This is a genomic window from Streptomyces sp. NPDC048507 (assembly GCF_043199995.1).
GTDB lineage: Bacteria > Actinomycetota > Actinomycetes > Streptomycetales > Streptomycetaceae > Streptomyces.
The window spans coordinates 380,461-394,160 of sequence record NZ_JBICWZ010000001.1; the positions used below are offsets into that span (position 1 = coordinate 380,461).

Consider the following 13,700-nt stretch of genomic DNA (forward strand, 5'->3'; position numbering starts at 1 on the left):
TGGCCGACAGGCCGTGCACGTTGACGCCATGCACGCCGGCGGGGGGCATTCAGTGCGGGGACCCGTGCCCGGCCATCGGGTCCATCGGCGCCATCGGCGTCATCGGATCCGCCGACGGGGAGTGGTCCGCGTGGCCCGCGTGGTCGGTGCCCGACTCCACGGTGCCGCCGAGGCGTTCGCGCAGGGCGGTGAGGGCTTCCGCCGAGGGGCCGGTGACCACCCAGCGGTCCCCGACCAGGTAGACGCCGCCGTAGGTCCGGGTCTCGTCCAGCCAGGAGCGCAAGCCCTTCTCCGCGGCGAAGGTCGTCAGGCGGTAGGCGCCCAGCGAGGTCTCGCACGCGCCCTGGCGCAGCTCGTCCGCCTCCACGCTCAACTCGGCGGTGCATCCCAGGGCCCCGGCGATCTGCTCGACGGTCGTGCCGGGCGCGGCCGGGGCGGCGGCCGCCGCCGGGGCGTGCCGGGTCTGCGCGCTCCCGGCGCACCCGCCGCACAGCAGTGACCCGCACATCACGGCGACGGCCACGAGGAGACGGCCCGTCGGACGGTCGGTGGACGGCATGGCACGACCTCGCTGACTGATCGGGGGAAAAGGGCCGTGGTGCCCGGCGGGGAGGGGGGCCGGGCACCACGGGATCGGGGGTGGGAGGGTGTGAGGGGAGAGGTGTTGGTGTTATCCGGTGGCCTTCGCCTTCTTTCCCTTGTCGGTCACGGCGAACCAGAGACCCTGCTTTCCCTGGCCGTTGATATCGCCGGGCTCCTTGTCACCGGTGAACGTGTAGACCGGCCAGCAGTCGATCGTCAATTGATCGGAACCGTCCGGACGCTTTACTGACCCGACCAGTGCGGCGGCAATTCCGGACACCTTCGACTTGTCCACCGGAGAGGCCGGTTTCCAGGTGTCGAGGCAGGCGTCGAGGCAGCCGAACTTCATCGGCCAGGCGCTGTCCTTGTCGAAGCGGTAGAGCGTGCGGCCCTGCGCATCGGCGAGGAGAGCGCCGAGCTGCGCATTCTGCCGGGCCGACAGCGACGCCTGCTGCTCCGCCTGCTGTTCCTGCCCGGCGGGCTTCTCGGGGGCCGTGCCCGCCCCCTTGGACGCGGTGGCCGGCTTCCCGTCCGGCCCCACCGCGTGCCAGGTGCCGCCGACGCCCTCGCCGAGGGTGTCGCCCGCCTTCGTGTCCTTCGCGTAGCGGTACACCGGCCAGCCGCCCACCGTCAGCTGCATGGTGCCGTCGGCCCGCATGACCGAGCCGAGCATCCCGGCGTCGATGCCCGCGCCCGCCGTGGCCTCGCCGGCCGCGACGGCCGGCCAGACCGCGGCGCAGTCCGCCTCGCAGTTCGACTTGGGCGGCTTGGCGGTGTCCTTGTCGAACCGGTAGAGCGTGAAGCCCTCGCCGTCGGTGACCGCCTGGCCCAGGTCCGGGACCGCCCGCACCTTCAGCTCCCCGGCCGGCCCGCTCTTGGTGGCCGCCCCGGACCCGCCGGCCGGTGCGGCCCCGCCGGCCGGTGCGGCCCCGGTATCGCCGCCGTACCCCGGGAGCGCACCGGACCCGTAGCCGTTGAGCTGCTTGCTGTCGCTCACCGGCTGTACGGCATTCCCCTTGGCCGCGGGCTTGTCCGAAATTCCGCAGCCGGCCGTCAGCAGCAGTACCGCGACCGCCGAACCGGCGATTACCTCACGGTGCATTCTCTTCACGGTCTCTCCTTCAGCTTCGGTCCCGCGTTCTCATTGCCTGAGTAATTGATACGGGGCCCGCGGCCGCCCCGGTGAATATCCCCGGGAATTTGTCAGATCGCGCCAAGAATGAACTCGGAGGCGGCCCGCGGCCGTGCGCTGCGCATTTCCGGATCCGCTCATTCCTGGATCCGCAGCGCGAGTGCCGGACAGCGCCGTACGGCGCGCAGCGCCTTGGGCCGCAACCGCCCCGGGACCGGCATGGACGCCTGCGCCGGGTAGCCGTCCGCGTCGAGGCGTACGACGTCCGGGAGGATGTCCACGCACAGCCCGTGCCCCTTGCAGAGCGTCCAGTCCACGACCAGCCGTTCGGGGCTCTCGTCCCGGGGCAGGGGCAGCGCCCCCAGCACCCGGCGCCCGCAGCCGCTGCCCAGCGCGTGGTCGCGGAACTCGTCGGGGAAGGCGGCGAGCGCCGAGGCCACGAACGCCGAGGTGCCGTCGGGATGGCTGCACGCCCCCCGGCGCAGCACGCCCCGCATGCGTGCCTCCACGGCGTCGAGCGCGGCCCGCCCCCCGCCGCCCACGGCCTCCTCCAGTACGTCGGCGAGCGCGGGCAGCCCCCGTACGCACGGCCCGCACTGGCCCGCGGACTCCTTCGCCATCCACCGCGTCACCCGCGCCACCTCGCCCGCCGGGCAGGTGTCCTCGGGCAGCGGCAGCACGGCCCCCGCGCCCAGTACCGCGCCGAAGGAGGCGAGGGACTGCCGGGAGACCTCGGCGCCGAGCGCGGACCCGGGGTCCAGCCAGCGCCCGTGGTAGCCCCCGACGAGCACGCCCTGTCCGGGGCGGGTGCCGCACAGCTCCAGGACGTACGCCAGCGAGGTCCCGGTCGGGGTCTCCACGACGGTGGAGCCGGCCACGGTGAGCAGGACGGTGCCCGGCTCGGCGGGCAGGCCGACCGACCGGTATCCGGCGGCGCCGAGCCGGGCGGCGACTGCGAGCTGCGCGTAGGTCTCGGTGTTCGACAGCAGGGTGGGGACGCCGCCCAGCCCGCGCTCGCTGGTGCGCACGCGCTGGCCCGAGGGCAGGGTGGGGCCGCCGTTGAGGCCGTTGATCATGGAGGTGCCCTCCCCGGTGACGAACCGCTCGGGCAGCAGCGCCACCCGTACCCGGCGCCCGCCCGGGCCGCGTTCGGCGACGGCGTCGCGCACCGAGCGCTCCACGTCGGGCCGGGTGACGGCGACCACCACGTCCTCGGCGCCGACCGCGGCGGCGGCCAGCAGGGCACCGTCGAGCACCAGGTGCGGGGCGTGCAGCAGCAGGGCCTTGTCCTTGAGGCAACTGGGCTCCCCTTCACTGCCGTTGACGACGACGGCGGTCTGCCCGTCGCGTCCGCGCGCCGACTGGTTGACCGCCCGCAGCTTCCTGGCGAAGGGGAAGCCGGCGCCGCCGCGTCCGCGCAGGTCGATGTCGGCGGCGAGGTCGACGAGTTCGTCGGGGTGGTGGCGGGGGAGGGGGCCGTGGGCGGCGAGATGGGCCTCGCGGTCCAGCCGCGGGGCCCGGTCGAGTCCGGTCAGCAGCCGGGGAGCGCCCACGCAGCCGAGGCCGGGCCGGGTCGGTTCGCTCATCGCCGCCCCTCCCGCCCGGGCGCGTACGCGGCGGCGTACGGCGGCCGTTCGGGCGGCGGCGGTACGTCGGCCCGCGCGGCGGCCGGGACGGGAGACCCGGCGGGCCCCTCGTCGCGGCGGGGGCGCAGCCGCCCGAGGGGCACGTCCCGGATGACGTACGGGCGGCCGCGCGGGCCCCGTACCGTCGGCGTCGCCTGAGGGGCGGTCAGGGAGGAGGCGGCCTCGCGCCGCCGGGCCCGTACGCGCAGTGCGAGGATCCCGATGACGCCGGCCACTCCGAGCACGTAGGCGGCGGTCACCCAGGCGTCGGCGGGACGGCCCGCCTTGAGCCCGTGCACCAGCGAGGCGCCCCACGCCGGGTAGGCGCCCATGTGCAGGGCGCGCCACCAACGGGAGCGGCTCTTGGTGGCGAACACACTACGCAGGGCGCCGGAGACCGCGACGGTCACGAAGAGATATCCGGCCAGGGTGCCGAGGCCGATGACCACGGGCCGGTCCGCGTCGGTGAAGGGCAGCACCGCGGCGGACGCGCCGGTGTGGCCCTCGGCGACCTTGATCCATACGTGCAGGCCGAGGAAGCCCAGCCCCGCCACGGCCAGACCGCGGTGCACGCCCTGGGCCAGCAGCCGGTGCCCCGATCCGAGGAGCACCCGGTCGGTGGCCACCAGTCCCCACAGGACGGTGGAGGTGAGCGAGACGAGGGAGAGCACGCCCGAACCGAAGTCGAGGAAGTCCCACACGTGGGACAGGGCGCCCGTCCGGGCCGTCACGACGAGGAAGACGAGCGCGGCCAGCGCGCCGCTCACCGCGACGCCGGGGCGCACCCGTCCGGCGACGGGCAGCAGCGGCGCCCGCCGGACGGCCCGCCGTCCCGCGGCCGGGGCCGCCGCCGCGTGACGGCTCCTGCGTCGGGCTCTGTGGGAGCGGGGCATGTGAGGCTGGGGCAGGGGCATCCAGTTCTCCTGTGCGCCTGGGCTCCGAGCACTCCACCTGGCGCTCGGCGCCCGGGAGTTGTGGTCGGTGGTGGCCGGCAGCGCTGTGGAATTCCCACGTCGGCCGAAGGGCTCGGGGGCCGGAGTGCAGCAGCATCGTGGAGCTACGCAGCATCTCCACAGGATTTATCGAAACGTGATAATTTCTCGCACCCCGTCTCCGGTGCGTCGAACAAGCCCGGAAGATTCCCCTCCAGTGGAGGTTGTGACAGGCCAACGCGCCTTCGGCCGTCTACGCGTCCCCGACGGCAAAATCAAGGCAAACCTACGGGACCGAACGTGGCCGGAACCCTCCAGGAGGGCGTATGGAGGCTGCAACTGTCGTGACGGACAAGGTTGTTGGTGAGGCAGACGACCCTGACGGGCCTGTCGCCCCTCCACCGGACAGGCCTCACCCCCGCAAGAACGAGGAAACGATGTGCGAACTTCTGAACCGCATCTGGTCCCGCCCCCGGGGCGAGTGGACCCGTGTCCTGCGCAGGGAACTCCCCGCGTTGGCCGGGGAGATAGTGGAGGAGCTTCTGCATGGAATTCCCGGACTTTCCGAGCTGGTCGACGACAACGATGCCATTGATGACGAACTTCTCCGGCAAAGGGTGGAATATGCCCTTCTCGTCGCACTCGGCTATCACGAGGAGACCGGACCGGACGCGCTCGGTACGGGCGTGCCGGACGAGGTCGACGAGGTCGACGAGGTCGAGGAGCGGCACGACGGGGCGGCGGACGCCGTCCACGGCGGTGTCCGGCCCGAGGGCGGCCGCGACCCCGGCCCGACGGAGGTCCGCGCCCACGGCCACGGCAGCGCCGGCCACGGCGGCAGCGGCACCCCGCAGACCGGGCCCGGCGCCCGCGAAGGAGTCCCCGCCCACGAGGCAGTCCCCGTCCCGGGCGGCGTCGCCGTCCGCGAAGGCGCCCCTGTCCGGGGCGGCGTGCCCGTCCACGGCGCTGCCACTGTCCACGACGGCGCGCCCGTCGACGGCGCCGGTCACCCCCACGGCGCCGGTCACCCCCACGAGGACGGTCACGCCCGCGGCGCCGGTCACCCCCACGGGGACGGCTCCGGCGTCGGGCGGCCGGAGCCCACGGCCCCGCAGGACCGGGCCCGCCAGGAGCTCTTCAAGGCCCTCACCGACGACCGCGACACCTCCCACAGCTCCCTCACGGAGCTCGCCGAAGCCGCCGGCTGGCCCCTCCCCGAAGCCGTGCGGGCCATCGCGCCGGCCACGCCCGGCGAAACCCTGCAACTGGCGACCGTCCTCGACGACGCCCTCCCCGGCCTGTTCGCGGGCCGGCCGTGCCTGCTGCTCCCCGTAGGCGAACCCGATGCCCGGGCGGCCCTCGAACTCCCGCTGCGCGGCCGCTCCGCCGCCGTCGGCCATGCCGTCCCGCTCCGCGACACCGCGTCCTCGCTGCGCTGGGCGCTGCGCCTGCTCACCCTGACCCCCCACCGGGCCGGCCCGGACGCCCGCCCCGTCTTCGTCGACGACCACCTCTCCACGCTCCTGCTCCTCCAGGACGAGCCCCTGGCGCATGCGTTGGCCGCCCGCTGGCTGCGCCCCCTCGCCGACCTGACCCCACGTCAGAGCGAGCGGCTGGAGGTCACCCTGCTCGCCTGGCTGGAGGGCGGCGGAGCCCCCGAGGCGGCCAAGGCGCTGAGCGTGCACCCGCAGACCGTGCGCTACCGCATGCGGCAGCTGGAGAAGCTCTTCGGACCCGGTCTGCGCGATCCGCGGACCCGCTTCGAACTGGAGATGGCCCTGCGCAGCCGCCGGCTGATGGCCCACGTACGCCGTCAGCACTCCCGGGCCGGCCGCCGGACCGGACGCGTCGTCACCGCCGACTTCACCCCCCTGGTCGTCGGACGGATGGCGCGCGTCAACGGCCTGTGACCCGGACGCCACCGCGACCGCCCGGCCTCCCCCACGACGGGGAGGCCGGGCGGGCGCCGTTCGCGCGTGGGCCGCAGGGACGCGGCGTGGTCCGGCGGGACCGCCTACGCGGGCAGGGGTGCCGGGGCCGCGCGCATCGTCGCGTTGAGGTCGAGCAGCTCCGCGTACGCCCCGGCACACGCCCCGCAGCCGGCGAGGTGCCGGACGAGCCCGCGCGGACGCCGCCCGGCGCCGCGCCGCACCGCCGGGCCCAGCATGCCCCCGTAGTGCCCGCACCGCCCCGTCGCCGCCGCGGCCAGATGGGCGCCGAGGTAGGCCTCGCGCAGCCCCTCCCGGGCCCGGAAGGCCAGCGAGGTCACCGCGCTCGGTGTGATGCCCAACAGCACGGCGGTCCGGCGCGGGGACCGCTCCTCCACGACGGTGTGCCACAGGACGGCCCGCCAGCGCGCGGGCAGTGCCCGGAAGGAACGCGCCACCAGCCGCCGGTCCTCGTCCGCCAGCACCTGGTGCTGTGGATCGCCGCCGACGGGCACCCGCTGCGGCCAGCGGTCGAAGTCGGCCGTCGGCAGGGTCCGGACGTCGCCCTCCTGCCACTGGACCGCCGTGTGGCGGACCACGGCCAGCAGGTACGGGCGCCAGGGGCCGTGGGGTCCGGTGCCCGAGCGGACGGCCCGGAAGGTCCGCACGAACGCCTCCGAGACGAGGTCCTCGGCGTCCTGCGGGCTGCGGCAGCAGGTGCGCGCGTACGCGAGGGCCGCGCGCCGGTGGCGGCGGTACAGCAGCTCGCACACCGCGGCCGCACCGTCGCCCGCGTCCCCGGCGGCATCCCTCAGCAGCAGGGTGAGCTGACCGTCGGAGGGTGCCTCGTCCGGGCGGTCCGGGCCTTCCGGGGCGCCCGGGACGGCCGTGGTGTCACGAGAGCCGGACATGGCACTCCTCGTCCTCGTCGCTCCGCCGCCCGGCCGGGCGGGGGGAGGCGAACGGCGCCGGCCCGGGGCGCGGGGACCCCGGGCCGGCGTCCGTTCCCGGGGGTCAGCGGCAGACGCGCCCGCCGTTGATGCAGCCCACCGCCCTGGCCATCAGGCCGTTGGACATGACGTTGATGAAGTCCCCGTGGTCGGTCACCGGCTTGTGCAGCTGCTCCGGGAAACTGTCCACGGCGAAGCGGGCGCCGGGGGCGACCCCGTACACGATGCGCTGCACCAGCTGCGGGATCGCGGTGAAGCCCTTGGGGCAACGGCCGTTCTTGTCCTGGAAGGCCACGTGCGTACGGTGGTTGGCGCTGTCGGTGTTGCGCCCGTCCCAGCAGCTCTGGAAGGAGAAGGTGCGCACCACGTCGCTGCCCTTCGGGCAGATCGGGTACTTGTCCTTGAGCTGGCGGTCCTCGAAACCGGTGCAGCTCCAGGAGGCGTTGGCGTTCGCGGTGCCGTTGGTGAAGGCCTTGGCGTCACCGGTGATGATCCGCAGGAAGCGCGGCATCTCCCGCACCTTGCCGACCGGACTGCCCTTGAAGTCGATGGTGACCTGCTTGGGCCGCAGGATCGTCCCCACGTTCGCGTCCTGCCCGCCGCCCGGGGCCTGCGCGTCCTTCTCGGACTTCCCGTCGCGCAGCCGCAGCACCGGCCAGTAGTAGGTGGACTGGTCGCCGTTGCCGCAGGTGGTGCCGGAGGCGGCGAGGCTGTTGTTGGAGGAGAAGGCGTCGGTCGACTTGTTGCCCACGTAGTCGTGCATGTGGTGGGCGCCGTTGGAGACGCCCGGCGCGACGATCACGTTGTCGGGGTTGAAGTGGCCGTTCTCGTTGCGCCCGCACTGCGAGGAGAAGGAGCCCGTGGAGGCGCCGCGCCCGGCGGCGGGGGTCTTCACGTTCGGCCGTACCTTGTTGATCGAGACGAAGTCGCTCTGCGCCGGACCGCGCTTCTGCCCGATGCTGCGGGCGGCGTTCGGATCCCCGGCGGGTGCGGCGGCCGCCGCCGCGTCGGCCACCGCGTCGGCCCCCGGGTCGGCCTCGGCGGGCGCCTCCTTCATCGAGCACCCGCTCAGCGAGTCCAGCCCCACCGGACGCCCCGCCGAGCGGCCGATCGCGTCCGACACCCGGTTGATGGTCGCGGAACGCTGGTCCCGGAGCCGGCCCAACAGCGCGTCCTCGGGCACCTCCTGCCCGCGCACCTGCCCCGCGGCGAGCTGCCGGTAGGCGTCGGCCACCTGGACGTCCAGCTGCGCGAGGTTCTCGTCCACCTCGCCCCGCGCCTGGTCGGGTACGTCCCGCAGCCGGTCGCCCACGTCCGGGCAGTCGATGGTGGCGGTCGCCGCACCGTTACGTCCCGCGTCCTGCCCGGCGTTCGCGTTGCCGGCGATGACGGCGACCCCGCCACCGCCCAGCACCAGCGCGGACACCGCCGCCAGGAGTTTCAACCGGGGTCGCCTGTGGCCCTTTTGACTCATGCGATCACTTCACTTCGTCGAACGGACGGGGGAGGGGGGCGAAGCCCCCTGGTGGACCGGGGAGGAGGGGGAGGCGGGGGCCGGGCTCGACTCGAGCGAGTCGAAGTCGACCAGCCCGCTCTCCTCCAGGACCGCGATGTGGTCCAGGACGGTGGTGTTGGCGGAGGTGGCCAGGGACCGCACCATCGAGTTCCGGGTCTGTGCCCGCACCTGCGCGACGAGCTGGAACACCTTGCCGTGCGCCCGCCGCAGCAGCTGCACGAACAACCGCTCGTACTCGGTGCCCTGAGCGGCCGCCATCTGGTCGAGCCAGCCCTGCTGCTGGGCGGTGGGACGGTCGGGCAGGTCGACGCCGAGGGCCTGGCCGACCTGGATCACCTGACGGTCCAGATCGGTGTGGCCCATCACGAGGTGCTCCCCGGCGGTGCGCACGGAGGGCCGCGTCCCGCGCTGCTGGGCCTGCCGTCCGGCGGGCAGCTCCCAGAGCCCGGCGAGCCGTACCTTGCGGACGAAGTCCCGGTCGACGGGGGTCAGCGGCCCGTACGCGGTGCTCATGATCCCGCCGCCGTCGTCCTCGACCCCCGCGGGCAGGGCCGCCGAGCCCGCCGGGCCCGTGGTGGCCGCCGAGGCCCGGTCGCCGTACTTGGACACGGGGATCAGCAGCGCGAGCAGCGTGACGGCCAGGGCGCCGATGACCAGTCCGCTTCCGATCGTGTACTTCGTCGCCACCGACAGGCCGTTGACGGATCGCCGCCGGAATGACAGCACAGTGCCTCCTCGCTCCGTGGTCCGACAGGAGACGCGGGGCCGGATCGGCCGCCGCCCGCACGTTCCGCACGGTGCGCACCCGCTCTCCTGGGGTGCCACGGGACGCTAGTGCCCCCCGTGGTGCTGCCGAGGAAGGACCATCACCATCGGACAAACATCCGGGCAACCCCCGAAATCCCTGCTACCGTCCCCCGTCACCACGCCCAACACCCGCAGCCACCAGGGGAGTTGCCGCTCCATGGCCCCTGGCCGGGTACACCCCGAAACCGGTGCCCCGCGGCGGATGTATCGTCTGGAGCAGCCGACGGGGAAGGCAGCGGGATGCGGGCGGAGGCAGTGGGGCCGGCGTGGGCCAAGGAGGGTCTGGGGCATCGGAGTCCCAAGTTCCCCCTGTCCGTCGAGGGGCCCGTACGGAGGCTGGTGGACCGGCTCGTGCCGGGCGTGTCGAGCGTCACCAAGTACGCGCGCCACTAAGCGCTCTACGCCGCGGCCGAGGCCGAGGCCGAGCGCCGCCGGTTCGACGCCCGGGACTGCCGTGAACTGCTGCGTCGCTGCGAAGTGCTCCTCGCGGCGGTACAGATCGAGCGGTCGCCCGGCGGCGTCCCCGACGGGCTCGACCTCGACCGGGCCGCACGGCTCTACTCACCCCGCGCGTGGGGGTTCTGGTCCCAGTACGGCGCCCCCGCACAGGTCCTCGGCATCGTCGCCTACGACCGGGGCGGGATCCGGCCCGGACGGCACGCCTGCCCCGCGGAGGTCCGTGACCTGTTCGAGCCGCTGCTCGCCCTCGCCGGCTCGAAGCGGACCGCGGTGCGCTCCGAGGAGATCGGCGCGGCAGGGGCCGCGGCGCCGGGCGAGCCGTCCGCCGCCGAGCGGGACTGGCTCGCCTCCCTGCTGACCGCCACCCGCGACGGCGTCCACCGGCCGGAAGAGTGGCGGGCCAAGGACCGGACGCGGAGGGCCACGCTGCGGGTGCTCGCGCAGGCGCTCGCGCGGCACGCGGGAGATTCCTACACCGGTGCGCTGCGGGACACCGTCGCCTTCGGCCCGCTCCTGGGCGAGCACCCCGTGCTGTCCGCCGTCCCCGAGGCGGCGCGCTGGCGGGGGCTGTTGTTGCGCCACTACTCCGTGTCCGCGTGGCGCCGGCTGTGGGCGGACCTCGTGACCGAGGTCGGTGCGCAGGACGGGCGGGACGGCGGCCGGGACCGCTCGGCGGCCGAGCTCCGCGCCTGGTTGTGTGAAGGTGCCGTCAGGGACCGTCAACGAGGCGCTCGCCGCACTCGGGCCGGTCCGCGACCGGGCCGGACACTCCCTGCCGGTCGAGCCCCGGCTGCTCCAGAAGGCACCGGCTCCCTGGCGGGACGTCCGCGTCCTCCTCACGGGTGGCCTCCGCGCCCGTGGCGGCGCCGATGCCACACAGCTCCATCAGGGCCCCCTGCTCGCCGGGGCCCAGCGCGCCTACCTCGGTGACCGGCGCGAGTTCCTCGACCCGCTGTGGATGGAAGCCCTCGTGCGCGAGTACGGTGACCGGCCGGTCCGGGACCTGGCCTCCCGCCTCGCGGACGACATGCTGGCCCAGTCCCGCAGGGTGGCGCTGCGCAAACTGCGCTACGACCCGCGGACGGGCGGCCTCAAGATCTTCTCCCGCCTGCACATGCGCAACGACCGTTACTTCAGGATCGGCGAGGAACCGAAGGCGGAGATCGGTCTGCGGATCCCGCAGCTCGGCTCCATCGGCCGCCAGCTCGGCCTGTTCGAGGCAGGCTCGGACGGGTCCGGCCCCCTGACTCCGACCCGGGCGGCCCTGAAGAGCCTGGAGGTGGCGGTATGACGGCCTCGGTGCACACCGAGTTCGCGTCGCCCGTCTCCCTCCTGAGGGCGTGGCGGGAACGCCCGGACAACGCCCCGCTCAGGGAGTTCCTGGTCCTGGGCTTCACCACCGACCTCCCGTTCCTTGAGGCGGTCGCCGTCCCGGCGGCCCGCGCACTGGGTGCCCGTGCCGCGATCCTGGGGGACGCCGGACACGCCCTGCACGAGGCGGTCGACGTACGACAGGCCGGTCGCGGCTACCTCCACGGCGTCGCCTCCTGCCACGGGGCCTTCCACCCCCAACTGACCTTGCTGCTGGGGGACGACGCAGGGTTCAGCTCGTGATCACCGCCTATGAGACGGGGCTCGTGACGCTGCCTGGCTGAGCGCGTATGACAGCAACACCGTTTTCCTGGTCCGTTCCTGGCACAGCCTGCCGCCGTTGACGATGGTGCCCGGGACCCTTCGGCGTCCGGGGCAACGTCGTCCTCGGCACGGCTCCGGCCAGGCCCGGAGCGTCACGCTGGGATGATCGCTGCATCCCCCTGCGCAGTGCGCACTGCGCGGACTGGGCACTGTGGCCCCGGTGGCCGCAAGGTCCAGGTCGAGACGGCTGTTCACACCCAGTTCGAACCGGCCTTACAGGTTGACGTGAGCCTCCGCCTCGAGTCGATCGGGTCCTCCGGCTCCCACTCCTGCCGCACCCCACGCTCCCTCCGGCCGTCGTGACCGGACCGACCTCGCGGAACTGCTCCCTCAAAGCGCGCCCTGCTTTGCTACAGAGGGCCATGTGTCACTTCGCGGCAGCTTCGGGAGGACAGGGCCGTCATTGCGTAGGCTGACGTCGTCGTCGCGGTGGGGGATGAGGGAGCGGGCCAGCCCTTCCCAACCTTCCTGCCGATGCGTCAGAAAAGTCAGCAATTGGTCAGCATCAGTCCTCCAAAAACATGGAGAGAGCTGACCGGACATACGACTCGTTGTAAGGTAAGGAAACCGCCCTTGACCTGCAAAAATGCAGGCAGGGAGCCTAGATCCAGGGATACCTTGATGCTTCGTACCATGTTCAAGTCCAAGATCCACCGGGCCACCGTCACGCAGGCCGACCTGCACTACGTCGGGTCCGTGACCATCGACGCCGATCTGCTCGACGCGGCCGATCTGCTGCCCGGGGAGCTCGTCCACATCGTGGACATCACCAACGGCGCGCGGCTGGAGACCTACGTCATCGAAGGCGAGCGGGGTTCCGGGGTGATCGGGATCAACGGGGCCGCCGCGCACCTCGTGCATCCCGGGGACCTCGTCATCCTGATCAGCTACGCGCAGGTCGACGACGCCGAGGCGCGGACGTTCGCGCCGCGCGTCGTCCACGTCGACGCGGACAATGCGATCATCGAGCTGGGGTCGGACCCGTCCGCCCCGGTGCCGGGTACGGACCAGGAGCGCAGCCCCCACGCGGTGGCTGTCTGAGGGGAGTCGGGGACATGGCGGTCGAACTGCGGGACGAACGCGGGGCCGGGCGGCTGCTCGCCGTCGAGGGCGGCGAGACGGTCGGGTACATCGCCTACTTCGTCCTCGCCGCCGAGCCCCACGCGCTGGTCGCCGTCCACACGGTGGTCGAGCCGGGGCACGAGGGCCGGGGCATCGCCGGACAGCTGGTGGAGGCCTTCTACGGGATCGCCGCGTCCGAAGGCGTTCCGGTCGTGCCGCTGTGCCCCTGCGCGGCGAGCTGGGCCGCCAAGCACCCCGACCGGGCGCCCGGCGCCCCGGACGGGGTGACCGAGGCCGCCAAGGCGCAGCTGGCGGGCGACTCCGGCCTGTGGTGACGGCTGCGGACCTGACGCTGCTCCACACCTCCCCGGTGCACGTCCCGGTCTTCGACGCGCTGCGCGACCGGGACCACCCCGGCGCCGTCCTGCGGCACGTGGTGGTCCCGGAGCTGCTGGACCGGGCCCGCGAACGGGGTCCGGAGTCGGTGGTCCCGGACCTGCGCCGGCTGCTCGCGGAGGCGGCCGGGCCCGTACTGGTCACCTGCTCGACGCTCGGGGCGGTCGCGGAGTCCCTCGCGCCCGCCGTCGGCGCCCCCGTGCTCCGGGTGGACCGGCCGATGGCCGCCGAGGCCGTCCGTACGGGGCCGCGGATCACCGTACTGGCCACCGTGGCCTCGACGTCCGGGCCGACCGCGGAGCTGCTGGCCGAGGAAGCCGCCGGCCGGGCGGTGTCCGTCACCGTGCACCTCGTGGACGGCGCCTGGGAGCGCTTCGAGGCCGGTGACACCGACGGCTACCTCGCGGCCGTGGCCGCGGCGGCGGACGCCGTCACCGGCGCGGACGTCATCGTCCTGGCCCAGGCCTCCATGGCCGCGGCCGCCGGGCTCGTCCGCACCCCCGTGCCCGTCCTCTCCAGCCCCCGCCCCGGCCTGGCCGCCGCGCTGCTGCTCGCGGAGCCGCGTCCGGCATAGAAAACAAATGTTCGGATCAGATGCCTCCGGATAGGGTCCTGT

General features: G+C 73.8%; 13 protein-coding genes. 6 read left to right on the forward strand and 7 right to left on the reverse strand.

All coding sequences use genetic code 11. The features are described from left to right. Nucleotides 1-49: 49 nt before the first annotated feature. The 4 genes from ACGFXC_RS01760 to ACGFXC_RS01775 form a co-directional block, all read right to left on the reverse strand. Nucleotides 50-559, reverse strand: a complete 510-nt coding sequence (locus ACGFXC_RS01760) for a hypothetical protein (RefSeq protein ID WP_393708462.1) — start codon at nucleotides 557-559, stop codon at nucleotides 50-52. A 111-nt stretch (nucleotides 560-670) separates the two neighbouring features. Beyond that, the gene (locus ACGFXC_RS01765; protein ID WP_393708464.1) at nucleotides 671-1,684 is read right to left on the reverse strand and encodes an SCO0930 family lipoprotein; all 1,014 of its coding nucleotides are present in this window, start codon (nucleotides 1,682-1,684) and stop codon (nucleotides 671-673) included. Nucleotides 1,685-1,851: 167 nt separating this feature from the next. Then, the gene (locus tag ACGFXC_RS01770) at nucleotides 1,852-3,300 is read right to left on the reverse strand and encodes an NADH-ubiquinone oxidoreductase-F iron-sulfur binding region domain-containing protein (RefSeq protein ID WP_393708466.1); all 1,449 of its coding nucleotides are present in this window, start codon (nucleotides 3,298-3,300) and stop codon (nucleotides 1,852-1,854) included. After that, nucleotides 3,297-4,253: a hypothetical protein gene (locus ACGFXC_RS01775; RefSeq protein ID WP_393708467.1), complete on the reverse strand. Its 957-nt coding sequence runs from the start codon at nucleotides 4,251-4,253 to the stop codon at nucleotides 3,297-3,299. The genes ACGFXC_RS01770 and ACGFXC_RS01775 overlap by 4 nt, the downstream gene beginning before the upstream one ends. A 635-nt stretch (nucleotides 4,254-4,888) precedes the next feature. On the opposite strand from ACGFXC_RS01775, the gene ACGFXC_RS01780 reads away from it, so the two are divergent. Next, nucleotides 4,889-6,181: a PucR family transcriptional regulator gene (locus ACGFXC_RS01780; RefSeq protein WP_393708468.1), complete on the forward strand. Its 1,293-nt coding sequence runs from the start codon at nucleotides 4,889-4,891 to the stop codon at nucleotides 6,179-6,181. Between the two features lie 104 nt (nucleotides 6,182-6,285). Here ACGFXC_RS01780 and ACGFXC_RS01785 read toward each other — a convergent pair whose 3' ends face one another. From ACGFXC_RS01785 to ACGFXC_RS01795, 3 genes are all read right to left on the reverse strand, one after another. Beyond that, nucleotides 6,286-7,110: an RNA polymerase sigma factor gene (locus tag ACGFXC_RS01785; protein ID WP_393708470.1), complete on the reverse strand. Its 825-nt coding sequence runs from the start codon at nucleotides 7,108-7,110 to the stop codon at nucleotides 6,286-6,288. 103 nt (nucleotides 7,111-7,213) lie between these two features. Further along, on the reverse strand, nucleotides 7,214-8,623 hold the full coding sequence (locus ACGFXC_RS01790; RefSeq protein ID WP_393708472.1) for a DUF1996 domain-containing protein: 1,410 nt from the start codon (nucleotides 8,621-8,623) through the stop codon (nucleotides 7,214-7,216). A gap of 9 nt (nucleotides 8,624-8,632) precedes the next feature. Then, the gene (locus ACGFXC_RS01795) at nucleotides 8,633-9,391 is read right to left on the reverse strand and encodes a DUF4142 domain-containing protein (protein WP_393708474.1); all 759 of its coding nucleotides are present in this window, start codon (nucleotides 9,389-9,391) and stop codon (nucleotides 8,633-8,635) included. 1,243 nt (nucleotides 9,392-10,634) lie between these two features. Here ACGFXC_RS01795 and ACGFXC_RS01800 point away from each other — a divergent pair. From ACGFXC_RS01800 to ACGFXC_RS01820, 5 genes are all read left to right on the forward strand, one after another. Continuing rightward, on the forward strand, nucleotides 10,635-11,222 hold the full coding sequence (locus ACGFXC_RS01800) for a hypothetical protein (protein WP_393708475.1): 588 nt from the start codon (nucleotides 10,635-10,637) through the stop codon (nucleotides 11,220-11,222). Further along, on the forward strand, nucleotides 11,219-11,545 hold the full coding sequence (locus ACGFXC_RS01805) for a hypothetical protein (RefSeq protein WP_393708477.1): 327 nt from the start codon (nucleotides 11,219-11,221) through the stop codon (nucleotides 11,543-11,545). Before ACGFXC_RS01800 ends, ACGFXC_RS01805 begins: the two co-directional genes overlap by 4 nt. Nucleotides 11,546-12,247: 702 nt before the next feature. Continuing rightward, nucleotides 12,248-12,667: an aspartate 1-decarboxylase gene (gene panD, locus ACGFXC_RS01810; RefSeq protein ID WP_393708478.1), complete on the forward strand. Its 420-nt coding sequence runs from the start codon at nucleotides 12,248-12,250 to the stop codon at nucleotides 12,665-12,667. A gap of 14 nt (nucleotides 12,668-12,681) precedes the next feature. Then, on the forward strand, nucleotides 12,682-13,023 hold the full coding sequence (locus tag ACGFXC_RS01815; RefSeq protein WP_393708480.1) for a GNAT family N-acetyltransferase: 342 nt from the start codon (nucleotides 12,682-12,684) through the stop codon (nucleotides 13,021-13,023). Further along, on the forward strand, nucleotides 13,017-13,658 hold the full coding sequence (locus tag ACGFXC_RS01820; RefSeq protein WP_393708482.1) for an aspartate/glutamate racemase family protein: 642 nt from the start codon (nucleotides 13,017-13,019) through the stop codon (nucleotides 13,656-13,658). The genes ACGFXC_RS01815 and ACGFXC_RS01820 overlap by 7 nt, the downstream gene beginning before the upstream one ends. Nucleotides 13,659-13,700: the final 42 nt, after the last annotated feature.